Source organism: Pontibacter sp. H249 (assembly GCF_037892465.1).
Classification (GTDB): domain Bacteria; phylum Bacteroidota; class Bacteroidia; order Cytophagales; family Hymenobacteraceae; genus Pontibacter.
This window is the reverse complement of sequence record NZ_JBBKTR010000003.1, coordinates 326,568-351,775: the sequence shown is the minus strand read 5'-3', so window position 1 is coordinate 351,775 and position 25,208 is coordinate 326,568. Positions and strand designations below refer to the sequence as shown.

Sequence of the window (25,208 nt, the reverse complement as noted above, 5' to 3'; positions counted from 1 at the left end):
AGTTGCTTTAAATTTTAATTTCTTACTTTACCTATAAACGAGCTACAGCCGCCAACGTTGGTTCAGCACTAAATTTTAATACTGGCTACTAACTTGCAAGTGTATGCTCTGCAGCAGTCTGAACAAAGAAAGTATACTTGCTTACATTGCCTTGAGCAGGTGCTTTAACAACAACTCTAACAGGCAAAGCAGCCGCAGCATTTATTGTAAAGTATAACCTCGACGCACCAACTGCCAGGGCAAATCCTGCATTTCGTCCTTCATCCAACATATTAAAACCTAGGGTTTCTGTATAGAATTGCTTTAGCTTTCCGGGTATCTGGTTTGTAGCTCTAGTTCAGTTATTTCTATAGTTTTATTGTGCTTTAAGTATACTTTAAATTAAGTAACCCGGAGATTGAAGTATAAAATTATACCTGCAGCCACCCCTAAAGTATGGGTTAGTCGAGTTGTTGAGCAGGTTTATCTATTTGATTAGAAAATAGGAAATTCCTTTTATACTTTCAGCTTGATAAACACCTATCCAAGCTATATGAAAAGAATTATTGCCGCCTGCGGATTTGCAGCGATGCTTGCTTTCTCTACAGGTGCAGAGGCAGCTAAAGGGCCAGAATTAACTTATACCATCAACTTAAACGATCGTGCTGATGACCGTTTTAAGGTTACATTGGATGTAAAAGGGCTTAAGCCAGGAAACGACATTTTCCAGTTTGCTGCTACAGCACCTGGCACCTATCAAACAATGGATATTGGTCGCTTCGTAGAAGGGTTTAAAGCCTATGATAAAAAAGGTCGCGAACTGGAGGCGAAGCAAATCAGCACGAACCAATGGCAGCTAAGCAAGCCGGAGAAGGTGCGCAAAATTACGTATAGCATTGCCGAAACTTTTGATACTAAAGTTGAAAAGGATCAGATTTATGCCATGTGCGGCACCTCTCTGGAGCAAGACCACGCATTAATAAATGGCCAGGCCGTATTTGGCTACTTGCGTGGTTTGCAGGCAACCCCGGCTCGTATTAAGCTCGATCATCCTAAGGAATGGTTAGTGGGCACTGCCCTTAGCAGCGACAAGAATGGCTATTTCCAGGCCTCCAGCTACGACCACATCGTTGATTCACCGATCATGGCCGGCCAACTAACAAAGGCAGAAACCAAGTATAACGGTACTACCATCGACATTTATACTTACTCCAAAACCGGTAAAATTAAGTCTCAGGACCTGATGACGAACATGACGGCTATGCTGGAGTCGGCACATAAGTTTGTAGTTGATTTCCCGGTAGACCGCTATACTTTCCTGTACCATTTCGAGGATCAGGATTGGGGCGCGTGGGAACACTCGTATAGTTCGGGTTATGTGATGAAGGAAAAAGATTATACCCCGGAATATGCTCAACAACTGACCAATATTGCAGCGCATGAGTTCTTCCATATTATTACGCCGCTTAATATCCATAGCGAGATTATAGAGCAATTCAACTTTGTACAGCCAACGCCATCGCAGCACCTTTGGCTTTACGAGGGCACAACCGAATGGGCATCGCATATTATGCAGCTACGCAGCGGCATGAAATCACTACCCGCTTACCTGGCCGATACCAGGCAAAAGTTAATGATAGACGACCAACTGGACAAAAGCTATAGTTTGCAGAAACTGGCACTTACATCTTACACGCCGGAAGGGCACAAACAGTACTTTAACATTTACAACCGCGGTGCTTTAGTCTCAACATTACTGGATATCCGCCTATTGGAATTATCTGGTGGCAAGCGTGGCCTTCGTGAAGTGATAAATGAACTTTCTAAGGAGTATGGCCCTAAAAAAGCTTTTCCTGAGAATGAGTTCTTTGAGGTCTTCACAGCTAAAACTTACCCGGAGATTGCTGATTTTATGAACCGCTATATTAAAAATGCGGAGCCGTTACCAGTAGCATCTTACTTTGGCAAACTAGGTATAAATTACGACGCCGCCACAAGCACAGGTAATAAGGTAAAAGGGTTTGGTTATGCTATTGGCGCTCCGGGTGGTGTGCTTTCGTTAACCCAGGTAGGAGAAGAAATGCAAAGAGCAGGCCTGCAACCTGGTGATGAGCTTGTAGCCCTTGATGGCGTAGCTGTTTCGCTGGGCAATGCGAACCAGGTTCTACCTAAACTAAGCACATTAAATATCGGCGACTCTTATACTTTTACTATTAAGCGTAACGGCGAGCAAAAAGATATAGCATGTAAGATATTGAGCATAGATGAAGTAAAGAAACATTTATTTGAAGTGAACGAGCAGGCAACACCACAGCAGGTAGCACTGCGCACTAACTGGATGCAGAACTTGTAGTTGCGTTTGCTTTTTGTTCTATACTCCTGATAAAACCCCAGCCATTACAGAGGTTGGGGTTTTATTTTTAACAAGATTCGTAGGCTTACTTTTAGCACCGTGCATAACCTCTATCTCGCACCAACATCCAGCTGGTGACGTGGGTAGGTGCGAGTGGCTGGAATCGCTTTGTGCAGTACTGGGCGCGACCTGTCCCTACGAATTACCCCTCCCTAACCCTCCCCTAAAAACAAGGGAGGGGAATTAGGCTGCCAGTTGCAACAGCCGCTGGCTAAGAAGTGTCCATCCCAGTCCTCGGGTGGGGTGCAGCCCCCCCCTTTAGAGAGCGCCTTCTATTGTTGCGGTGCCCGTAGGGCAGCCCGCAGCGGAGCGAGGAGCAGCTTCAATAGACAGCGCGATGCCCGAGGACGAGGCCACGCGGCCTAGGAGCGTACCAAAGCCAGAGCTGAAAGTATAGGCTAATAAGGCTGAGGATGAACAGCAACTCGAAAGAAAGACAGAAACAGAAGCAATTTAGTAGCAGCAATAGCTAAAAGTATAAACCAACTACAAAACAAAAAAGGGAGCTACCAAACCGGTAACTCCCCTTCCATATTAAAGTATAAATACTTGAGCTTACTTACCAGCAGAAGTCGTTACAGTAGCAGGAGTTTTTTTCTCCTCCTTATACTTGTTATCAAACTTCTCGTACAGGTACTTCTGCTTGTTGTTCAGGTCGATTTTGCGGCCTTGAATAAACGCATGGGTTACATTGTTCGTGCGCATATCTAACAGGTCGCCGGAGGATACTACGATCGTAGCATCTTTGCCCACCTCAACAGAACCGGCTTGCTTGTCGATACCCAGTATTTTAGCGGTGTTTAACGAAACAGAAGCCAGCGCCTGCTCTTTATCTAAACCATAAGCAGCGGCAGTACCGGCAATAAAAGGCAGGTTACGGATACCGTGTATGCTCAGGTCATAGTCCAGTGCAAACTGTACGCCAGCTTTATGCAAAAGGTATGGTGTTTTGTAAGGCATATCCACATCTTCTTCGGCACGAGATGGCAGGGCATGCACACCAGAGTAGATCACGGCAATATTATTCGCCTTCAGGAAATCAGCAACCGCAACGGCATCCTGTCCGCCCACGATCACAATGTTTTTTACACCGTGCTCCTTTGCGAAGTTTACCGACTCGATGATCTCCTTGCCATAGTTTGCGTGAATGTACAGCTTTTTAGATCCATCGAACAAACCAGCAGTAGAAGCCAGTTTCAGGTTCTCGTTATCATGTTTGCCAGACTTATAAACAGCAGCATCTCTGAAGAGAGAAGTTAATTGGTTCAGAGCTTCCTCACGCTGCTCTCTCATGCGGCCAAGTCGGGCATCATAAGCACTGTTGCCAGTGGCGATCAACATGTTTGGCCAGTTCAGGTGAATACCTTCGTCAGCTTTTACAATGGCATCTTCCCAGTTCCAGGCATCCAGCTGTACTACAGACGATGTACCTGAAATAGTACCACCCACAGGTGTCACCTGCGTCATCAGTACACCGTTCGTACGGATAGTCGGGATGATATCAGAGTCAGTGTTGTAAGCAATTACCGAACGTACATGCGGGTTGATGTCGCCTACTTCGCGCCAGTCAATTGTGGCACGTACACTTTCAATCTCGTTCAAACCAAGTGTTGAGTTAGGATGGATCAGACCAGGGTAAATGTGCTGACCAGTAACGTCCACTACATCATAACCGCTCAGGTTTGCGCCACTCTGCGGACCTGCGTACGTGATCTTGCCTTTATCAAAACCAACAGCGGCATTCTCTACCACCTGGCCGTTGCCAATGTGCAGGGTAGCACCCTTCAGCAGCACCGGCTTGCTTTGCTTTGGCGCGGCAGCTGGTACCTGTGCAAACGCAGGCACGCTCAGCATAAGCGCTACAAAAGCAGAAATATATCTTTTATGGATCTTCATTTTCGAATCAGTTTGAATTTGGATTGCTGATTGTTAATTGTTGATTGTTAAAATATAGAATACAACAATTAGCAATCAGCAATTAACAATTAATGCGCAAAATACGACTCTTCCTCGGCGTGCTCTACGTCTTCGCAATGCACTACGCTGGCTCTTCTGTTAACAGGGGCCTGTGTTCTGGCACCACCAGTTTTAGCGTTCAGCATAGCTTGCACCAGGCGCATACGCTCTTTCTCTAGCTCCACGCGCATTTGCTCGTCACGCTCTAAATCGTAGTAAGCAACACCGTCCACAAAAGTCTTTAAAGGCTTCGCGTAGATCGATAGCGGGTTGTCGTTCCAAAGAACCACGTCGGCATCTTTACCGGTTTTTATACTTCCCATTCTGTCGTCCAGGTGCAGCAGCTTGGCAGGGTTAAGCGTTACCATTTTCAGGGCGTCTTCTTCGCTTACATTAGCATACTTCACGCTCTTGGCAGCTTCCTGGTTCAGGCGGCGCGCCATCTCAGCATCGTCGGAGTTAATAGCGGTTACCACACCCAACTGGTTCATGAGACCGGCGTTCTGCGGGATAGCGTCTTTCACTTCCATTTTATAAGCCCACCAGTCAGCGAAAGTAGAACCGCCAATGCCACGCTCTTTCATCTTATCAGCTACTTTGTAACCTTCCAGGATGTGCGTAAAGGTGTTGATCTTGAAGCCCATCTCGTCAGCCACTTTCATCAGCATGTTGATCTCAGACTGCACGTAAGAGTGGCAAGTAATAAAGCGCTTCTCGTTTAGGATCTCTACTAAAGCATCCAGTTCCAGGTCGCGGCGAGGGGCAGAAGTCTTAGCTTTTTCTCTTTTAGAAAGGCTGTTGTAGTTTTTCCAGGTCTGCTCATACTCTTTAGCTCTCTGGAAGGCATCCACAAACACCTGCTCCACACCCATTCTCGACTGCGGGAAGCGAATGCTCGCATTATTTCTGTTAGACTGTTTTACGTTCTCACCCAATGCAAACTTGATATAACCGTCAGCGTTTTCTACCATCAGCTCATCAGGGCTCTTGCCCCAACGCAACTTAATAATAGCCGACTGGCCACCTATCGGGTTAGCAGAACCATGCAGCAACTGCGATGTAGTAACACCACCTGCCAGCTGGCGGTAAATGTTGATATCGTCGGAGTTTACCACGTCGGCCATACGCACCTCAGAAGTTACAGACTGTGTGCCTTCGTTTACGCCGTTTAGGGCAATGTGCGAGTGCTCATCAATGATACCAGGCGTTACGTGCTTGCCAGTACCGTCTACAATTTTGGCACCGTTCTCAGAAAGATTTTTGCCTACTTTGGCGATCTTGCCATTCTTCAGCATTACGTCTGTGTTCTCCAGCTTACCTTCTTTCTCATTCGTCCAGACAGTAGCGTTTTTGATGATAACAGTTTCCTGCTTCGGCATTTCAGTCTGGCCATAGGCACGGAACGGATAAATCATATTACCCAGCTGTGGTGCTTTGGCAACTTTAGTGCTGTCGCTTTTCGCTTTTTGGCTCATAGCCTCCGAGAAGGTAGCTGTCCATTTAACAGAAGAGGCGTCAGGCAACTGGCCTTCGCCTTGCAGGTTTTTGTCCTGTAACCAACCGCTTAAACGGATGCTCTCTTTGCTCTTTTTATCCTTGTTGAAAGAAAGAGTTACCAGGTTACCGTTAAAAGTAATTTTACCCGTAACAGTATCTTTTGCAATAACTTTCAGTTCAGGCTTTTCGGCAGTACCCGAGATCATCAGTTTCCGATCCGGCTGCTGTGCCATTTTCAAAGTATAAACACCTCTGTAGTCAGATGGCATTTCTGAGATCTTGTACTGGCTGCCCTGTACCCAGCTCTCAAGTATGATATTATCTGCAGCAAACAGGTTACCGCTGGTAATGATAAAGTTGGCAAGCATGCCTTTGTTCAGGCTACCTACTTTGCTTTCGGCGTTCAGTAACTTGGCAGGAGTGGCAGTAAGTGCTCTTAAAGCCTCTTCTTCGCTCAGGCCATACTGTATGGCTTTGCGCAGGTTAGGCAAGAAATCTTTTTTATCTTTCAGGTCGGCTGCTGTAAAGGCGAATGTTACACCGGCTTTGTTTAGTAAAGCGGCATTTGCAGGCGCCATTTCCCAATGCTTCATGGCCTCCAATGGCACACGGCGCGCATCAAATGGGTCTTCCACGTTGTAGGCATCCGGGAAGTTAAGCGAAAGTATGATCGGGGCGTTGGTTGCTTTGATCTCTTTGATCATCTGGTACTCATCGCCGCCGCCTTTTATGATATACTGCTTACCAAACTCGTCGCCTACCTTATCGGCACGCAATACGTCCAGTTTGCCGTTTACCTCAAATATCTGCGGATACTTGTTTGCAGCAGTAAAGGCCGTAAGAGAGATGTTCTGCTCCCTGGCCGGGTTCTGTGTATTCCACTGGGCATCCAGGTAGGTCTGGCGCAACAGGGCAATGGCACCCATCAGTGAGCCAGGGTAATCCTGCGACGAAGAGCCTTTATCAAAAGAAAGCGCTCCGGCAGCTTTATCCAGTACCACTACTTCGTTTTCGCGCTTGTTATCGGCAAGAGTTACCAATGTGGCAGTACCACGGGCAATACCATCGCGGTGCACGGCCAACACAGAGCCAAAGCCTAGCTTGCGCATTTCCTCGGCCTGTTTCTTATCAACCTTAAAAAGCTCAACAGCATTTGTCTCCGGACGTACCGCCTGGTTCCAGTTGTAAGCGCCCTGCTTCTTAGATTCCATCTGAGGCGGCGATCCCCATCCTCCACGCTCACTTTTCACCTCTGGCATTCCGTAGCTGGTGAACATATCTACCAGACCCGGGTAAATGTGCTTGCCTTTGGCATCGATGGTAACAGCACCTGCAGGCACTTTTACACTAGTGCCAACAGCCTCTACTTTTCCATTGCGGATAAGCAGGGTTGCATTGCTGATGGTGGTTTTGTAATCTGTGTGGATGGTGGCGTTGGTGAGCGCTACCAGTCCGGAGCGTTCATCATATACCCCATTGCGCGGAAAAGTCTCCTGCGCCATCACGTAGCTTGAGCCAAAAGCAAGGCAAGCTGCAATGGTTAAGATTTTTTTCATCCGATTTAGTTAAGGTGGTTTTAGTTAGAATAGTTGTGGATACTCAAAGATAAAATCTATACCTGAATTTACTAATTTATAAGGTATAAAATATTGTGATTCAGCAATTAAAGATAATATCCAACTATAAATAGTGTTTGTACACTAAATTAAGTTCCATACTATAGACTGTAATTTTAACAAAAGGCTTAAAAGCACCTGCTACCGAAGTATAAAATATTTTGTATATTTACTGGGCTTCAGCCACTTATATTGCAGCTACTCAGGCTAACAGCGAAAAGCTTCCCATTTTATACTTTGCTTCATATGAAAGGCATTTTACTCTTGTTTATGCTGCAAATTGCAGTGGCACTTTTGCCTGCTCAGGCCCAGACAGATACACTCGCTGCAACACTTCCGGATGAGCAGATTAAGAAAGGTTTTATTCCTATACCCGTACTCTATTACACACCCGACACAAGACTAGGATTTGGCGCAGCAGTTATTGGTTATATGCAGCTTAAGAGCAAGCTAGATGCTACCTACACCCGCCTTTCTACAGCCCGCATTTTAGTTGATTATACTTTAAACAAGCAGACAGACCAGCAGCTGGAATGGTCAGTATTTACACGAGAAGAAAAATACCTGCTACGCGGCGAACTGAGACACCGAACGTATGTCGATCGCTTTTATGGCATTGGCAACAACACACCAAAAACGAACGATGAAAAGTATGAGTACGAACTGGTAAATGCTCGTTTAGGCGCTTTGAAAAAAGCAGGAAAGTATACTTTTGCAGGGCTTGATTTCCAGTTTACGAATTATTACAACCTTGAGCTGCATGCCGGCGAAGAGTCGGGCACAAGTATACTTTTAACAGAGCAAGTACCCGGCTACAGAGGTGGTTTTAACAGCGGTGTTGGTGCTATATTTTTGTTCGATAGCCGAGACAACGTTTCATTTGCCAGCAGCGGTGCTTTTCTGGAGGCAGCAGCTTACAGTTACGGAAGTATAGTGGGCGGCGATTTCGATTATAGCAACTACAGCCTCAACTTTAGTAAGTATTTTATGCTTAGGCCAAACCATGTGCTGGGCAGCAATACCTTCATCAACATAAATACTGGCAACACTCCCTTACTACGAATGGCAACAGCAGGCGGCGACAGAATATTAAGAGGCTATGCACGTAACCGCTTTTTAGATCAGAATTTCGCAGGAACACAGGTAGAATACCGGTTTCCGGTGTACAAACGGTTTGGGATGACCACATTTGCCAGTCTCGGCGATGTGTTTGCTAAAACCTCTGATGTAAGTTTTAACACACTTAAATACAGCGTTGGCGGCGGCGTTCGTTATGCCCTAAACCAAGAACAGAAACTGAACATTAGGGCCGATGTTGGCTATGGGCGTGAAGGCACGAACTTTTACATCGTGATAGGCGAGGCATTTTAAAAACAGGTTTGTGCGCAAAGTATAAAAGCTTAAGTTTGCATACCTCGTAAAACAACCCAAAGTACCATGTCCGCAATAGAATACCGGTTTTCCCCACTCATACAAAAACTGGTATTCATACTTTTGATACTGCTGCTGCTTTTCACGCCGCTGTTTACTTCTCCGCTGGCGCTGCTGGCCGGGCTGGCTGTTGGGCTGATGGTGGGAAACCCTTTTCCTGCTGCCTCATCAAAAGGATCTAAGTATATTTTACAGGCAGCTGTGGTGGGTCTGGGCTTCGGTATTAACCTGTACCAGGTAGCAGAGACAGGTTTAAGCGGTTTAATTTATACATTTGTATCTCTTGCCTTAACAATGGTACTGGGTTTAGCCTTGGGTAAGGCATTTGGTATTGCCCCAAAACTAACGCACCTGATCTCGGCAGGCACGGCTATTTGCGGAGGCAGTGCCATTGCTGCTGTTGCACCGGCCATTAAAGCATCGACTAAAGAAATTTCGGTGGCTCTGGGTATTGTGTTTATACTTAATGCACTGGCCCTGTTCATTTTCCCGGAGATTGGCCACTCGCTGCAGCTTACGCAAAAGCAGTTTGGCCTTTGGGCTGCCATTGCCATACACGACACCAGCTCTGTAGTAGGGGCCGCCAGCCGCTACGGCGACGAAGCATTGCAATTAGCCACTACCCTAAAACTAACCCGTGCCCTCTGGATCGTGCCGCTGGTACTGGTGTCGGGTTTCTTGTTTAAGACGGAAAGCAATAAGGTATCTATCCCAACTTTTATCCTGCTGTTTATACTTGCCTCTGTCCTGATTACTTTTGTGCCGGCAGTTAAAATGGTTTCTCCCTTTATACTTTTCGCCGCAAAAAAAGCATTACTCCTCTCCCTCTTCTTAATTGGCGCAAACCTGAACATGGTAACCATCCGCAGCATTAGCGCAAGGCCTTTTTACCAAGGTTTTATACTTTGGGTACTGGTGGCCTTCTCTTCGTTGTTGGTGATATACTTCCTGGGTTAGCCTTTATTTCTTTCTTTGCGTCCTTAGCGTATTCTTCGTGTTCTTAGCGGTTTGTCTTAATCTCAGAGTGCTCAAAGGATAACTCAAGAAACGCAAAAGCAATCATAGACAACACCTATCAAATCATAAAAACAATCAATTTGATTGATAATGCAACCTCCTATACTTTTGAGCCATCAAGAAAAGAAACTCGAATCTATACCTGACCATGAGCGAAAAAGAGAGAAACACCCGACTTACTACGGCATCCGGTAAACCATACTATGAGCATGAAGACAGCCAGACTGCAGGTGCGCGTGGTCCTATACTTTTACAGGATTTTATACTTCATGAGAAGCTGGCGCACTTTAACCGTGAGCGCATACCAGAGCGTGTCGTGCATGCCAAAGGCTCCGGCGCCTACGGCACCTTTACGGTTACCCACGACATTACCAAGTATACCAAAGCCAAAGTATTCAGCGAAATTGGCAAAGAGACACGTGTATTTCTGCGCTTCTCTACTGTAGGCGGCGAAAAAGGCAGCGCCGACAGCGAGCGCGACCCACGTGGTTTTGCTTTAAAGTTTTATACTGAAGACGGCAACTGGGATTTAGTAGGCAACAATACCCCAGTGTTTTTCATAAAAGACCCAAAAAAATTCCCGGACTTCATCCACACCCAAAAACGCGACCCTTATACGAATACCAAAAGCGCCACCATGGTGTGGGACTTTTGGAGCCTGAACCCGGAGAGTCTGCACCAGGTTATGATTTTGATGAGTGACCGTGGCACACCATACTCTTACCGCCACATGCACGGGTTCGGCAGCCATACGTTTTCGTTCATCAACGCCAACAATGAGCGCCACTTCGTGAAGTTTCATTTTAAAACGCTGCAGGGCATCAAGAACTTTACCGACGAAGAAGCAACCTGCATGAAAGGCATAGACCCAGACCAGGCGCAGCGCGATTTGGTTGAAGCCATCGACAAAGGAGACTATCCACGTTGGGCGCTTAAAGTACAGATCATGACTGAAGAAGAAGCCGAAAACTATAAATGGAATCCGTTTGACGTGACCAAAGTATGGTCGCAGAAAGATTTCCCGCTGGTAGATGTGGGAATACTGGAGCTGAACGAGAACCCTGACAACTACTTTGCCCACGTGGAACAAGCTGCATTTGCTCCTGCGCATGTGGTAGATGGGATCTCTTTCTCTCCTGACAGAATGCTGCAGGGCCGTATATTGGGTTATCCGGATGCGCAGCGTTACAGACTAGGCGCCAACTATGAGCAGATTCCTGTAAATCGCTGCCCGTTTGCCACCAACAATTACCAACGCGACGGTGCCATGCGCATGGACGGCAACGGTGGCAAAAGCCCGAACTACTATCCGAACAGCTTCGACAATATTTATGCCGACGAAAAGTATAAGCAGCCGGCCGAGAACCTGGGCCAGAACGTAGTTGCCGATTGGTACGACAGAAACGAAGAAGGCGAAAACGACCACTACACCCAGCCAGGCAACCTGTTCCGCCTGATGACACCAGAAGAAAAGCAAAGCACCATCAAAAACATCATTGGTTCTATGAGTGGCATCAGCGGAGAGAAAAGATACTTGATCATTAACCGCCAGCTGTGCCACTTCTTCCGTGCAGACATTGCTCTTGGCATAGCCATAGCACAAGGCTTAGGTGTAGATATAACCCAGCATGCTGTAGGCAATGTACACCAGAATTAAATTAAGTAGTGAATGTTTACTTTACCTGAAGAGACGCCAGCTTAGCTGGCGTCTCTTTTTTATCTCTAAGCCAGCTGCTCCACTTACTGTTGTTGGAACTATAAGCGCCTGTACATTGTAACATCTTTTGATACATGAAGTCATGTTCATGTATTATTTCGAATACATAATTTACAGCATGAGTATTTTAAAAGTGCGGGTTGATCAGAAGAAGCTAGAGAGAGCCGCTTACGTATTAAAATGCGTTGCGCACCCTGTTCGCATAAGCATTATAGATTTGTTGGAACAACGCGAACGCCTGACTGTGTCAGAGATACAACAGGTTTTAAGCATTGAGCAGTCGCTGTTGTCGCACCACCTTACCAATATGCGCGATAAAGGCATTGTTGATACCCAGCGTGAAGGTAAAAGAGTTTTTTATTTTCTTACAGATAACACAATTACAAGTATAATCAGCTGCATACATGGCTGCAGGACTTTTTAAGTCCTGTACCAGGCAGAAAGCATCTTTATAGTACAGATTTATCAGCTACGAACATTATCTTTGTTATATACATTACGTTAAAGCTAGAAATTACTAAGCATTATGAAAATGGTTCTATTAAGCATCCTTGCCAGTCTTTTTTTAAGTTGCAACGAGCCACAGCAGGACCTTGCTAAGGTGAAGCAGCTAACACCTAATGAGTTTAAAAAGCAAAAGATGAGCAGCAGCGCTGTACTGCTGGATGTGCGTACGCAGGAAGAGTTTGCTGGTGGCTATTTAGAGGGTGCTGAGAACGTAGATTACCGAAACGGAGACTTTGCCCGTGAATTGAAGAGCTGGGATAAAGACAAAACATATTATCTGTACTGCGCCTCTGGCAACAGGAGCGGTAAAGCCGCCGAACTTATGCGCGAAGCCGGTTTTAAACACATTTACAATATTGGCGGCTACAATACCCTGAAGCAAGCCGGTTTGCCAACCGAAGGTGATACTAAGAATTAAACACTAAACGCATAAAAGTACATAATTGTACTGGTTTAAGTAGGTAACGTTTATATAATGTGCGCTTATATGCTACCTTGAAGTTAATAATTGTATCTTTGTTTCACTTTATCCAATCTATGTCATTTAGAACTATGTACACGTCCGATTTCTATACTATAGAAGTGGACATCGAAGGTAACTTGCTTCAGTCTAGGTGGCACAGACCTGTAAGTGATCAGGAAATTAAAGCAGGAGGTTTGAAGCTCTATGAAGCACTGCGCGAAACAAATATAGAGCATGCTGTTGCGAATGCACAGCACCTTGGCGCTATCCCATCAACTGCAAAAGATTGGCTATCATCTACCTTTTACGAACTGCTTTCTCAAACAGCACTTAAGAAGCTAGCCAGGATATTGCCTGAAAGTGTTTTTCATCAGATAGCTTTAGAGTCGGTTGTAACCCGTGCCGAGGCTTTAGGTGTAACCAAATTTGAAGTTAAAAGCTTTGGCAACGAACAGGACGCATTTGCCTGGGCAAGAGAGAAAGAAAAGGTATAGTCTGCTCACACAGCACCTTTCATCATAATAGGTAAATTCTCGTCACATTTTTTCGAGTTGCGTTTGCAATATCCCTATATTCTGATGTATCTTTAATCGGAATTGGAGATGAAGAAGTATGCGCGTATTACACACCTCAGACTGGCACCTGGGCCAGCGCCTTGTTAACCTCGAACGTAACGAAGAACACCAGCACTTCCTGAACTGGCTGCTGCAAACCATTGAGCAGGAGCAGGTAGAGGTACTGCTTATGTCCGGCGACGTATTTGATAGCGGTGCACCATCCAACACAGCCTTAAAGCTATACTATGACTTTCTGAGGAAAGTATGCGCCACCTGCTGCCGCCACATCATTATTACTGGAGGCAACCACGATTCCATCTCCACGCTAAATGCTCCTAAAGAATTACTCGAGTACTTTAACATTCATGTTATTGGTGGTGCCTCTCCAGATCCGTTAGATGAACTGATTGAGCTACGCAACGAGCAGGGAGAACTGCAGCTTATAGTATGTGCCGTGCCATTCCTGCGCGACCGCGACGTGCGCCTTTCTTTACCCGGCGAAACAACCGAAGAGCGTGAACAGCGCATAAAGCAGGGTATTGCCAACCATTATCACGCCTTTGTGCCGCACACACAGCAGTACAAAATGCAAAGTATACCGGTAGTGGCTATGGGGCATTTGTTCGCAGCCGGTGGCTCGGCATCTGAAAGCGAGAAAGAGATACATGTGGGTAACCTGGGGCAGATCGGGGCAGACCAATTCCCGAAGGAGTTTGATTACGTAGCGCTTGGCCACCTGCACCGTCCGCAGCAGGTAAACAAAACACACCATATTCGCTACTCCGGCTCGCCTATTCCGCTTAGCTTCAGCGAAGTATCCGACACTAAAGTAGTTTTTATACTTGATTTTAAAGAGGGCAAACTAACTGACCTGCGTGAGCTGGAAATCCCATGCTGCCGCAAACTCGTTCGCTTTAAAGGCCCTCTTGACAAGGTAAAAAAACAGATTGCCCTCTACGACAACAGCGCTTATACTTTACAAGCCTGGGCCGAACTGCAGGTAGAACTGGAGGCTCCCCTCCCTGACCTGAACCAGCAACTAGAGGAGGTTCTGAAGCTGAAAGAAGCTGACCTGCAACTGCTCATCCACAGGCCACCGATCATCCAGAAAAGCCGCCAAACATTAGAGCAACAGGTTCAGGAAGAAGCCGACCTGCACATCCTCAGCGAAAAGGAAGTATTCCTGAAACGATGCCAAAGTTCCTACCCGGATTCAGACCATACGGAGTTACTAGCTACTTTCTCGGAGTTGCTGGAGCTGATGCAAGACGAGTCAGAGAGTTAGTTTAAGTTTGAGAGTTACAAAGACCTCGCAGCGTGCGCAGCTCCTGCGAGCGTGTTACAGGCTACGGAGGAAACAAACTTGGATGAGTGGATAAGTGAGTTAATTAAATTTCTAACTCCCAAACTCATTAACTTTCTAACTCACAAAAGTCCCCAGACGCTGCGCACGCTGAGAGGTCTTTAATAAATATTGAATTAATAAGTATCCAGATACTTGAGTCAAACGCCCTAAGCCAGTAAAAATGAAAATCCTAGCTGTACGTTTCCAGAACCTGAACTCGCTTAAAGGAGAGCACGAAATCCGCTTTGACCAAAGTCCTTTGGCCGAGGCAGGTTTATTTGCCATTACAGGACCAACCGGTGCCGGAAAAACCACCATTCTGGATGCCATTACAGTAGGACTTTACGGCAGAGTACACCGCCACAATGAAGAAAAGCCACTCGAACTGATGACGCGCCACACAGCAGAGAGTACCTCGGAAGTAGAGTTTGAGGCAAATGGCAAACGCTACCGCAGCAAATGGCAAATCCGACGCAGCCGTGGTAAGGTGGATGGTAAAATTCAGGCGGTGCACATGGAGCTCTGCGACCTCGAAGACGAGAAGCCTTTCGACCTGAAACCAAGCCAGGTACCGGAGAAGGTGGCAGAGCTATGCGGCCTGGACTACAGCCAGTTTCTGCGTTCAGTGATGCTCTCGCAAGGAGATTTCGCCCGCTTTTTAAAGGCCAACTCCAGTGAGCGCAGCAGTTTATTAGAGAAGATTACTGATACCGGCATCTACTCCGAGATATCAAAATTTGCATATGAAAAGGCAAAGGCTGAGCGGCAGAAACGTGAGGCACTAGAGAGCAGGCTGCAAAACGTAGAGCTTCTGACGGAGGAGCAATTACAGGCTTACAAAGAAAGTATAAGAGAGATAGCAGCGCAGGAAAGTATACTTACCACTGAGTTAACTTCGCTTCAGGAAAAGGTGCAATGGTTAAAGCAAATTGCCAACCTACAGGTTAAGCAACAACAGCACCAGCTGGCGTTGCAGGCTCAGGAGCAGAAATTAGAGAGTCTGCAACCTGATTTCCTGAAACTGCAGCACCATGAGCAGGCACACCAGTTCGTAGGTGAATTGGCCGAGATCAAAAGTATAAACGGAAAAGTAGCGGAAGCGCAGGAGCAGCTGCAGTTGCTGGAGAAGCGTATTCCGGTACTAGAAACAGAACTAGAGGCAGCCGGCCAGTTAGCCCTAGAGGCATCTAAAGTACAGCAGCAGCAGGAGCAGGCACTCCAAAAACTGGAGCCAACACTGGTAGAAGTAAACAGACTTGACTACCAGCTTAATACTATCCGTGATTCGTACACTAAAAATAAAACGGCTTATGTTGCTTTTGAGGACGGACTGAAGCTAGAGCAGACGCAACTGCAAACCAAGCAGCAGGAGCTTGAAAAACTGACACAAGAGGCTACAAGTATAAAAGCGTGGCTAGAACAAAACGCTAAACTACAGGACCTGAAAGACAATTTGCCCGAGTTTAAAACCACCCTCCGCGACCTGCAGGAAGCGGAGCAGCGCATTAAACGTGCCCAACAAGAACAACAGGAGCTAAGGCAACAACGTGAGCACGCATTGCTGCAACTGGGAAAACTACAGGAGAATCAGGCACAGCAGCAGGCACAGCAAACAGCACATCAGCAGCAAAAAGAAGAAAAGCTGGCGCAGCTACAGGCTATACTTGCCGCTAAAAGTATGGACGAGCTGGAGCAGGCGGCGCAAACACAACCGGCCCTGGTGGCAAAGTATGAGCGTATGCTGGAGCTGGCACAGCAGCATGAAGGGCATCAGCAAAAACAGCAAAGTATAAACATACAACTGGCACAGCATGCGCAGCAGGTTAAGGACACGAATCAGCAGCTACAGGAGGCGCAGGCAAAGTATAAGCAGGCACAAGAACACCTGGAAGCGCTGCAAAAACTCGTAACGTTGCAACAGCAGATTCAGCAATATGAGGAGGCTCGCCATATGTTAACGCAGGATGAACCATGCCCGCTTTGCGGCTCTACCCACCACCCTTTCGCTGAAAACGGTTATACCTTTGACCTTCCGGAGGAAGTGCAGAAACGCGATAAGCAACAAGTGCTGGTAAAGGAGCTGGAGCAAAGTATAAATAAACTGCAGTTAGCTTTGGATTCTCTTGTGCAGAAGCAGCAACTAGACACCATTACTAAAGCTGAGACAGAAACAGAACTAGAACGCCTGCAGCATACTTTTAAGCAGCTGTTGGATGGACTACCGCGAAGTATAGCTATTGCTGAAAAAGATAAACTAGCCTCATTACTAAAAGCGCAACAAGACTCGGTGCATGTACTGCAGGAGCAACTGGCACAGGCCCGTACCCTAAGCCGTACCCTGGAAAGTATAAACCAGCACCTACAGCAGCTCCGTGAGCAGCAGGTACAAACGCATGCCAGGTTTGAGCAATTGCAGCAATCTGAAAAACTGCAGCAGTCGCAACTGCAGAAGCTACAAAGTATACTTACCGACGAGCAGGAGCAGTTACAGGCACATACCGAAACAGCAGAGTCCTTTGCCGCTACCTATGGCTTGAAGTATACCACTGCAGAACGTCAGCAGTTACAGCAACAGCTGGAGCAACTAGCTAATTCGTTTTATCAAAAACAGCAACAGCTGGAGGCAATGCGAGAGCAATATACTGCTGCCAGAGAGCAGGTAAAGCACCTGAAGGAACGCGTTCAGGAGAAACAGGCAGAGCTAGTGCAACGAAAGCAGGTGTTAAAAGAAGAGCACGAGCAACTTACATCTTTAAAGGCGGAGCGTTATACTTTGTTTGGTGATAAAAATCCTGAACAAGAACGCCAACTGGCACAGCGTGAGCTAAAAAGTAAAACAGCCCAGGCAGAGGAAGCTCGTAGCAAGCAGCAGCACAAGCAGCAGGAGCTGCAAGAAACCAGAAACCGCAAGTCTGATTGCCATAGTAAACAGCAGCAAAATAAATCAGTACTTGATGAGTTAAGCACAGGGCTACTGCGTGTACTGCAGCAGAAAGGCATCGAAACCATTGAGGCTTTAAGCCAAATGTTGCTAAACCGCGATGAAGCTGACCGATTAGCCAACCTGAAAGCCCAAACGGAAAAGCACCTGACCGAACTCCGTAAAAGTATAAGCGATGTAACGCAGGAACTGGCCCAACTGCAGGCAAAGGAATTAACAACCGAAAGTATAGAAATACTGCAGCAGCAACACCAGGAAAACGCTGAAAAGGCCCGAGATCTAATTGCCCAGCGTGCCCGGCATCAGCAAATACTGGAGCAGGATAACGCACAACGAGACAAGAACAAAGAACTGGCCATACAGCTAAAAACACAGCAGCAAGTATATCAGCGTTGGGCTCAACTTGCAGACCTGATCGGTTCTGCAGACGGTATCAAGTTCAGTAAGTTTGCACAGGGTTTAACTTTAGCAAGATTGGTGGAACTGGCAAACCGCCACCTGCAAAAGCTAAACGACCGGTACCGCATCCTGAAGAGTTCTGCCGACGACCTGGAACTGCTTATAGTAGATACTTATCAGGCAGAGGCCGTTCGCCCTATGAACACCTTGTCTGGTGGCGAAAGCTTTTTAGTTAGCCTGGCCCTGGCACTAGGCCTCTCCGACTTAGCCGGCCGCCGCACACAGATTAACTCGCTGTTTATAGATGAAGGCTTTGGTACACTGGATGCTGAAACATTAGATGCAGCTATTTCCACTTTAGAGAACCTGCAGCAAAGCGGTAAGATGATCGGAATAATCTCTCACGTAGAGGCGCTGAAAGAGCGCATCAGCACACAGATAAAAGTACAACGGCTACCGGGTGGGGTTAGTAAGATTGAGGTTATGGACTGGTAAAAGATTAATCAATGCTCTATCCAGAACAGCAAATACCATTAGCGTGTCATGTGCACCTATTCCAAGCATGTCAACGAAAAAATAACATAGGACATACTTATACTTTACTAGTAAAGTATAAGTATTGCGCAAAAACTATATTCTAAGCCAGTTTGTTTATATAAAAACAACCTTTACAAAACTATCAGGACTTTTATTGGGTCTAGCATTTCTTACCACCAGTTGTGCCTCTAGCTATCACGCTATCAACCCGGAACGTATTAACTATCATGCTAAAGTAGAAAGTAGCAATGTAGGGTTACAATATAAGTATGATTTACTAGCTGAAGCAGGTAATAAGAAGTACGCTAAAAAAGAGAAGAAAAGCCTGGTACAGGTTGTGGCAGTAAAATATACTAACAATACCGATCGCGTAATAGATCTTCCGCAGGACGTGAAGCTAGTAGCTGGCTCAAATCAATTTACTCCCTTGACACCTGAGCTGGCACAAAGACAACTAAAACAAGACGTTCCGATATACTTGCTGTATTTACTTTTCACTCCTGCCAAGCTGATCACAAGCGAAGAATATATAGGTGGCCGAATGGTAAAACAGGAGTCTTTTCCGATTAGTATATTTTTAGGTCCTGGGCTTACGGCTTTTAATTTAGTTCGTGCTAGCTCCGATAATAAACGATTGTTAGAGGAATTGCAGCGTTATATGTAGCTAACCGCAAAGTAATGCCAGGCGAAACGGTATACGGCCTAATTCCTATAGCGAACAGCGGTTATAATCCGATAACCATTAGCGTCAACGATTTGTCTGCTTCTAGTAAGTAATACAGCCACCCTTTCTGGTAAGCAAACTCAATTTACGGCAATGCCCTCTCCGGTAATCAGGCATGTTACCAGAGAGGGCATTGCCATTTATACTTATACTTTATCTATAAATTTATACTTACCACCTGCAAAAATCTGGCATTCATCTATTTAATGCTGCTATTATTATACAAAATATTATATTAGCTTGATCAAACTAAACTATCAACTACATAAACTTTAATCTATGAGCCTACCCATACATGGTACTTCAAAGCGGTGGAAGAAGTCGCTGCTGGTACTTTGTTCGCTTGGTTTAATGCTGGAGCCAGCCATGGCCCAGGATGCAGCCAAAACCGAGAAGGACAAGGATAAAAAAGAGAAAAAAGACCTTCCGCTGGAGGGTGCTCGCAAGGTGAAAATCAACACCACCGAAGGCTCATGGTTATCGCTGGATATAAGCCCGGATGGTAAGCAACTGGTATTCGATATGCTAGGCGATTTATACTTGCTGCCAATAGGTGGCGGTAAGGCAGAGCAGCTTACCACAGGTATGTCTTTTGATACGCAGGCTCGATTTAGTCCGAATGGCAAATCTATCGTTTTTGTTTCTGACAGAGACGGTGCAGATAACATCTGGACAATGGATTTGGCTACGAAGAAAACGAAGCAGATCAGCAAGAGCAAGAACGAGAACTTTCAGTCTGCGGAGTGGACACCGGACGGAGAGTATTTAGTTGCCGCTAAAGGCCGCCGTAACCTAAAGCTGCACCTGTACCACAAAGACGGAGGTACTGGAGCCGAACTTATCAGCAAACCAGATAATTTAAAAACTGTTGAGCCGGCTTTTGGTGAAGATAGCCGCTATATCTGGTTTTCGCAGCGTACCGGTGCCTGGAACTATAACGCCCAACTACCACAGTACCAGCTAGCCACTTACGACCGCGAAACCGGTGAAGTAGATACCAGAACATCGCGCTACGGCTCAGCTTTTACCCCTACCCTTTCTCCGGACGGAAACTGGCTGGTGTATGGTACACGCCATAATAACCACACAGGCCTTGTTGCTCAGAATATCAAAACCGGTGAAGAGAAATGGCTGGCTTACCCCGTTCAGCGCGACGAGCAGGAATCTATTGCACCGATGGGTGTATTGCCTGCCATGTCGTTTACACCAGATAGCAAAAACCTTGTTGCTTCGTATGGCGGCAAGATCTACAGCTTGCCCATAGCCGGTGGTTCTGCTAAAGAAATTCCTTTTCAGGTAGATGCCGAAGTTGAGGTTGGTCCTAAGCTGGATTTTAAATTTCCGATAAAGGATGACAAGATGATGACGGTAACCCAAATCAGGGATGCCGCTATGTCGCCGGACGGTAAAAAACTAGCCTTTACTGCCTTGGATAGACTTTATGTAATGGATTATCCTAACGGTACCCCTAAGCGTTTAACCGATGTAGACTATACAGAGGCTCAACCTGCCTGGTCACCAGACGGTAAGCAGCTGGCTTATGTAACGTGGCACGAGAAAACAGGTGGTTCTATCTACAAAATCAACGCTAACGGCAAAGGCAAACCAACGAAAGTAACAGTAGAGAAGGCTGTTTTCCAGGACCCGGTTTGGTCGCCGGATGGCAGCAAGATCGTATTTATTAAAGGATCTGCACAGGCTTACCGCGAGGCAGAAGGTCCGGGTGCATTTGCATCAAGACTAAACATTAACTGGGTATCTGCTAAAGGCGGAGAGACTAATTACATTGCCAAAGCAAGCCTGGGTTCTAAGCCACACTTTGTGAAAGGCGACGATCGTATTTATTTGTACAATGGCAGCGATGGCCTAATCTCTATCCGTTGGGATGGCACCGACAAAAAATCGCTTCTGCAGGTGAAAGGCATTACTACATTCGGTTCTGTTGAGGACATGATCGAGGAGGAAATGAACCACAACATGCACCTGGAAGAGCGTGAGCCACAGCAAAAACCATCTACAGCTTCTACGGTTATCAAAGCCCCGGTTGGCGACAAAGCCCTGGCCCTGATCAACAACGAAATTTATGTAGTAACCATACCTGCTAAAGGTGGCGATACGCCGAGTATATCTGTGGCAGATGTGGCTAGTTCAGCATTCCCAAGCTGGAAATTAACAGAGATCGGTGGTCAGTTCCCAAGCTGGTCTTCAGATGGCAAAACAGTTTATTGGTCTATTGGTAACGGTTTCTTCTCTTATAACTTAGATGAGGCTAAAACAAAAGCAGAAGAGCTGGAGCTGAAGAAGGAAACCGAAAAAGCACTGGCAGAGACTAAAACGGATGAAGCTAAAAAGGGTGAAGGCGAAGAAAAGAAAGAGGCTAAAGACGAAAGCTATAAGCCAACAGAACAGAAAATCGCTATTCAGGTAGCGCGCGATATTCCGCAGGGTACTATTTTATTGCAAGGTGGCCGCATTATTACCATGAACGGTGACCAAGTGATCGAAAACGGCGACGTCCTGATCGAGAACAACCGCATTAAAGCTGTTGGCCCAACTGGTACATTAAATGCACCGAAAGGCACTAATGTGGTAGATGTGAAAGGTAAAACCATAACGCCTGGCTTTATTGATACACACGCACACATGTGGCCACGTTGGGGAGTGCATACGAACCAGGTATGGATTTATGCTGCTAACCTGGCTTATGGTGTAACCACAACCCGCGACCCACAAACTGCCACTACCGACGTGCTTACTTATGCCGATATGGTAGATGCAGGTAAAATGGTTGGCCCAAGAGTATACTCTACTGGCCCTGGTGTTGGCTACTGGTCTTATAACCTGAAAAGCCTAGACCACGCGAAGCAGGTGCTGCGCCAGTACTCTGAGTACTACAATACCAAAACTATTAAGATGTACCTGGTAGGTAACCGCCAGCATCGCCAGTGGATCATTATGGCAGCTAAAGAGCAGGGCCTGTTACCAACTACAGAAGGTGGCCTCGACTTTAAACTGAACATGACCCAGGCAATTGACGGTTACCCTGGCCATGAGCACTCTTTCCCGATCTATCCGCTTTACAAAGATGTGGTAGACTTCGTGGCTAAAACAGAGATGGCTTATACGCCTACCCTGCTGGTGTCTTATGGCGGACCTTGGGCTGAAAACTACTACTATGCAACTGAGAATGTAATCGGTGATAAAAAGCTGAACTACTTCACGCCAAAGTCTGAGCTGGATTCCAAGGCAAGACGCAGAGCTGGTTGGTTCTCTAAAGAAGAGCACATCTTCGATCGCCACGCTGAGTTTGTTGACAAATTGGTACAAGCAGGTGGTTTAGCTGGCGTTGGCTCTCACGGACAGCTGCAGGGCCTTGGTTACCACTGGGAACTTTGGTCTATCCAGTCGGGAGGCATGAGCAACCTGAATGCGCTTAAAACTGCAACTATACTTGGTGCCAAGAGCTTAGGCCTGGAAGGAGACTTAGGCTCAATTGAAGGCGGCAAACTGGCTGACTTAGTTATTATGGATGCAAACCCACTAGAGAACATCCGCAATACGAACTCCATTAAGTATGTAATGCGCAACGGCCGTTTATATGATGCTAATACTTTAGACGAGTTAGCGCCAACCAAACGTAAGGCTCCAGACTTCGACTGGCACAGCGCAACACCAGTTGGTGTACCTGGAATCCAGCAGTAAAAAATAAATTTCCCTAAGTAAAAAGTCCTGCGCTGTTTTGGTGCAGGACTTTTTCTTTTACATCCCGTTACAAAGTATAGTATCTTTGTATAAAGTATGGCCTCTGTTATACTTTATACTTTTACAACACCCATTCCATGAAAAAGCTTTTATACTTTCCGCTACTACTGAGCATTGCGCTAAGCAGTATTGCCTGCCAGCCTGATAAAGAGAAAGGCCGTGAACAGTTCAGGCAGAGACAGCAGGCTGCAGTGGAAGAAGAACAGCAGGAGGAGCAACCACAACAGCAGGATATTGCCACTGCCGAATACGATGACCCAGCCGAGGTAGCTGAGCGTGAACGCACTCCCTCTAAACCAAATACAGCAGCAGGCGACAAGGTAGTAGGTGTGAAAGACGGTGATACCATCGTGCTGCTTATAAACGGCGAGGAAGTAACCATAAGATTACACGGTGTGGATACCCCTGAAAAAAATCAGGCGTATGGGCAGCGTGCAAAGCAATTTACTTCAGATCTGGTATTTAATAAAAACGTCCGCCTCATTGTGGATAGTAAAGACCGTTATGGTCGCACTGTGGGTACTATTATACTTCCGGATGGCCGCAGCCTGAATGAAGAGTTGATAAAGAACGGCTACGCTTGGCACTATAAAGCCTACTCTAAAGATATGAACCTGGCAAACGCAGAAGCAGATGCCCGCAGGTTTAAGCGTGGTTTATGGGCAGACCCTAACCCTGTTGCACCTTGGGATTTCAGAAAAAATAAAACTAGCAGCACCAGGACAAAATCAACAGCCAATGCTCCTATCCCAGCAGGTGCTACGAAGCGTAAGGTGTATTTGTGTAACAGCAGTGGCTCTGCTGTTTACCATTACGACAAGAATTGCTCTGTTTTAAAGCGCTGTAAAGCAGAAACTTTAGCTGTTACAGAAGCTGTAGCCATTCGTGAGTACGGCAGGCGTGTAGATAAAACCTGCAGCAATTAGCCGTACTTTTTTTACCTTTAGGCTTAAGCCATACCTAATACCCTAATTACAATTTTTACCATGAACCTTAAGAGCCTTGCGTTTATAGCTATACTGGGAGCAACTACCTTTGCCTGCCAGCAAAACACAGAACAGCAGGAAGCAACAGTCCAAGCAACAGCTGAAACTAAAAGACCTGCACCTGAATTTTTCGTGATACCAGAGGACCTGGTTAATAAACGTGTCTGGATTTGTGAGAATGCAACAGCAGACGTTTTTCACATGAAACACGATTGCCCTGTACTCATAGCTTGCAAAGGCAAAGGCACCTTCAGGAATGTAACTGTACCAAGAGCCGTTGAAGATTACGGCCGCTATAACTGCCAGGAATGCGCGAAAGACCTCGACTATATTTTTGACGAAGACGCAGTTAGAATAGAAACCGGCCTAGGCCAACCATAAGCCTTAGTTAGTATACTTATAGCAGTTTGTATGTAGAGATACTGAAATAATCAAAAAAGGCTCTTCTGTAAAAGAAGAGCCTTTTTTGATTATTTGTGCCCCTGCAACACGAGTAGCGGGACCTCAGCCTGGTAAGTCATTTTCTCGGCAAGGCTTTGTGAGAATAGGCTTTGCAAAAAGCCTTTTTCTTTGCGAAGCACGGCAAGTATACTACCGTTCTCCCTGTTAAAATAATCTTTCAATCCTTCTGCGGCATGCTTGTTTACTATCTCCTCAAAACGCATGGGTACACCAGGGTAAGCTTGTTCTAGCTCCTGCCTGAAAGCTGCTGCTTTTGATGAATCTTCCCGGGTACTCTCCTTTATTACATGCACCACATCTATTGGCGCTCCGAACAGGCTGCCCAGATCTACTACTTTAGCCAGTGCCTCTGTGTCTCCTGGTGCATAATCAGTAGCATAAATTATTTTGTTCACCCCTTGCCACTCTGCTGTGCCGGGCACAGATAATACAGGGCATTTTACTTCTTCTACCACTGCCTCTGTGTTACTGCCAATCAGGAGCTCCTCCATGGTGCTGTCGCAGCCGGTAGTACCCATTACAATAAGGTCGTAGCCTTCATGTTTTGTAAGGTGCTCGGTTACATCGGTTAGCAATGCTTCTTTTAAAACATAGTCGCAGGTAAAGTTGCCGCCACGGTTGGCACCGTGTGTTTCTTCTAACTGACGGCACAGCGATTTTAACTTTTCATTGGCATCGCGCATCTGCTCGCCCAGTAGTTCGCTGGCTACTAAAGCCGTTTCAGAGGTATCTACTATAGGTAAATGCACCACATGCATTAGCGTGAGGTGCGCACCGGCACGCTGTGCAATGTGGGTGGCAAACTCAACGGCTCTGCTGGCTGTTTTAGAAAAATCGGTGGGGCAAAGTATCTTTTTCATGTTTGGCGACTAGTGGCTACAATATCTGTTTTTGTCGAT

General features: G+C 46.3%; 17 protein-coding genes. 13 read left to right on the top strand and 4 right to left on the bottom strand.

The genetic code is table 11. From position 1 onward, the window contains the following. Positions 1 to 88: 88 nt before the first annotated feature. Positions 89 to 271 (bottom strand): hypothetical protein, encoded by a 183-nt coding sequence (locus WG943_RS06290; protein ID WP_340407555.1) that lies wholly within the window; start codon positions 269 to 271, stop codon positions 89 to 91. A 261-nt stretch (positions 272 to 532) separates the two neighbouring features. On the opposite strand from WG943_RS06290, the gene WG943_RS06285 reads away from it, so the two are divergent. Continuing rightward, positions 533 to 2,332, top strand: coding sequence for a M61 family metallopeptidase (locus tag WG943_RS06285; RefSeq protein ID WP_340407553.1), 1,800 nt, complete (start codon positions 533 to 535; stop codon positions 2,330 to 2,332). Positions 2,333 to 2,947: 615 nt separating this feature from the next. Here WG943_RS06285 and WG943_RS06280 read toward each other — a convergent pair. Then, entirely contained in the window at positions 2,948 to 4,288 is a 1,341-nt protein-coding gene (locus WG943_RS06280) for an amidohydrolase family protein (protein ID WP_340407551.1), read from the bottom strand. 89 nt (positions 4,289 to 4,377) lie between these two features. Then, entirely contained in the window at positions 4,378 to 7,401 is a 3,024-nt protein-coding gene (locus tag WG943_RS06275) for an amidohydrolase family protein (RefSeq protein ID WP_340407549.1), read from the bottom strand. 306 nt (positions 7,402 to 7,707) lie between these two features. Here WG943_RS06275 and WG943_RS06270 point away from each other — a divergent pair, with 306 nt between their 5' ends. The 12 genes from WG943_RS06270 to WG943_RS06215 all read left to right on the top strand — a co-directional run bounded on the left by WG943_RS06270 (position 7,708) and on the right by WG943_RS06215 (position 24,228). Then, the gene (locus WG943_RS06270) at positions 7,708 to 8,832 is read left to right on the top strand and encodes a BamA/TamA family outer membrane protein (RefSeq protein WP_340407547.1); all 1,125 of its coding nucleotides are present in this window, start codon (positions 7,708 to 7,710) and stop codon (positions 8,830 to 8,832) included. Positions 8,833 to 8,898: 66 nt separating this feature from the next. Continuing rightward, a complete protein-coding gene (locus WG943_RS06265) occupies positions 8,899 to 9,849 on the top strand; it encodes a YeiH family protein (protein WP_340407545.1) in 951 nt (316 codons plus the stop codon). A gap of 208 nt (positions 9,850 to 10,057) precedes the next feature. Then, positions 10,058 to 11,566 carry a catalase gene (locus tag WG943_RS06260; RefSeq protein WP_340407544.1) on the top strand — a complete coding sequence of 503 codons (1,509 nt, stop codon included), beginning with the start codon at positions 10,058 to 10,060 and terminating at the stop codon, positions 11,564 to 11,566. A 178-nt stretch (positions 11,567 to 11,744) separates the two neighbouring features. After that, positions 11,745 to 12,050, top strand: coding sequence for an ArsR/SmtB family transcription factor (locus WG943_RS06255; protein ID WP_340407543.1), 306 nt, complete (start codon positions 11,745 to 11,747; stop codon positions 12,048 to 12,050). A 102-nt stretch (positions 12,051 to 12,152) separates the two neighbouring features. Further along, positions 12,153 to 12,551, top strand: a complete 399-nt coding sequence (locus WG943_RS06250; RefSeq protein WP_340407541.1) for a rhodanese-like domain-containing protein — start codon at positions 12,153 to 12,155, stop codon at positions 12,549 to 12,551. Positions 12,552 to 12,685: 134 nt separating this feature from the next. Further along, a complete protein-coding gene (locus tag WG943_RS06245) occupies positions 12,686 to 13,090 on the top strand; it encodes a hypothetical protein (RefSeq protein ID WP_340407540.1) in 405 nt (134 codons plus the stop codon). Between the two features lie 118 nt (positions 13,091 to 13,208). Further along, positions 13,209 to 14,438: an exonuclease SbcCD subunit D C-terminal domain-containing protein gene (locus WG943_RS06240; protein ID WP_340407539.1), complete on the top strand. Its 1,230-nt coding sequence runs from the start codon at positions 13,209 to 13,211 to the stop codon at positions 14,436 to 14,438. Between the two features lie 241 nt (positions 14,439 to 14,679). Further along, on the top strand, positions 14,680 to 18,333 hold the full coding sequence (locus WG943_RS06235; RefSeq protein WP_340407538.1) for an AAA family ATPase: 3,654 nt from the start codon (positions 14,680 to 14,682) through the stop codon (positions 18,331 to 18,333). 196 nt (positions 18,334 to 18,529) lie between these two features. Next, positions 18,530 to 19,039: a hypothetical protein gene (locus tag WG943_RS06230; RefSeq protein ID WP_340407537.1), complete on the top strand. Its 510-nt coding sequence runs from the start codon at positions 18,530 to 18,532 to the stop codon at positions 19,037 to 19,039. Positions 19,040 to 19,378: 339 nt separating this feature from the next. Continuing rightward, the gene (locus WG943_RS06225; protein ID WP_340407535.1) at positions 19,379 to 22,801 is read left to right on the top strand and encodes an amidohydrolase family protein; all 3,423 of its coding nucleotides are present in this window, start codon (positions 19,379 to 19,381) and stop codon (positions 22,799 to 22,801) included. Between the two features lie 137 nt (positions 22,802 to 22,938). Continuing rightward, complete coding sequence (locus WG943_RS06220; protein ID WP_340407533.1) at positions 22,939 to 23,787, top strand: thermonuclease family protein; 849 nt, start codon at positions 22,939 to 22,941, stop codon at positions 23,785 to 23,787. Between the two features lie 60 nt (positions 23,788 to 23,847). Next, entirely contained in the window at positions 23,848 to 24,228 is a 381-nt protein-coding gene (locus tag WG943_RS06215) for a hypothetical protein (protein WP_340407531.1), read from the top strand. A gap of 89 nt (positions 24,229 to 24,317) precedes the next feature. On the opposite strand, the gene WG943_RS06210 is transcribed toward WG943_RS06215, so the two are convergent. Then, complete coding sequence (locus WG943_RS06210) at positions 24,318 to 25,169, bottom strand: universal stress protein (protein ID WP_340407530.1); 852 nt, start codon at positions 25,167 to 25,169, stop codon at positions 24,318 to 24,320. Between the last annotated feature and the right edge of the window lie 39 nt (positions 25,170 to 25,208).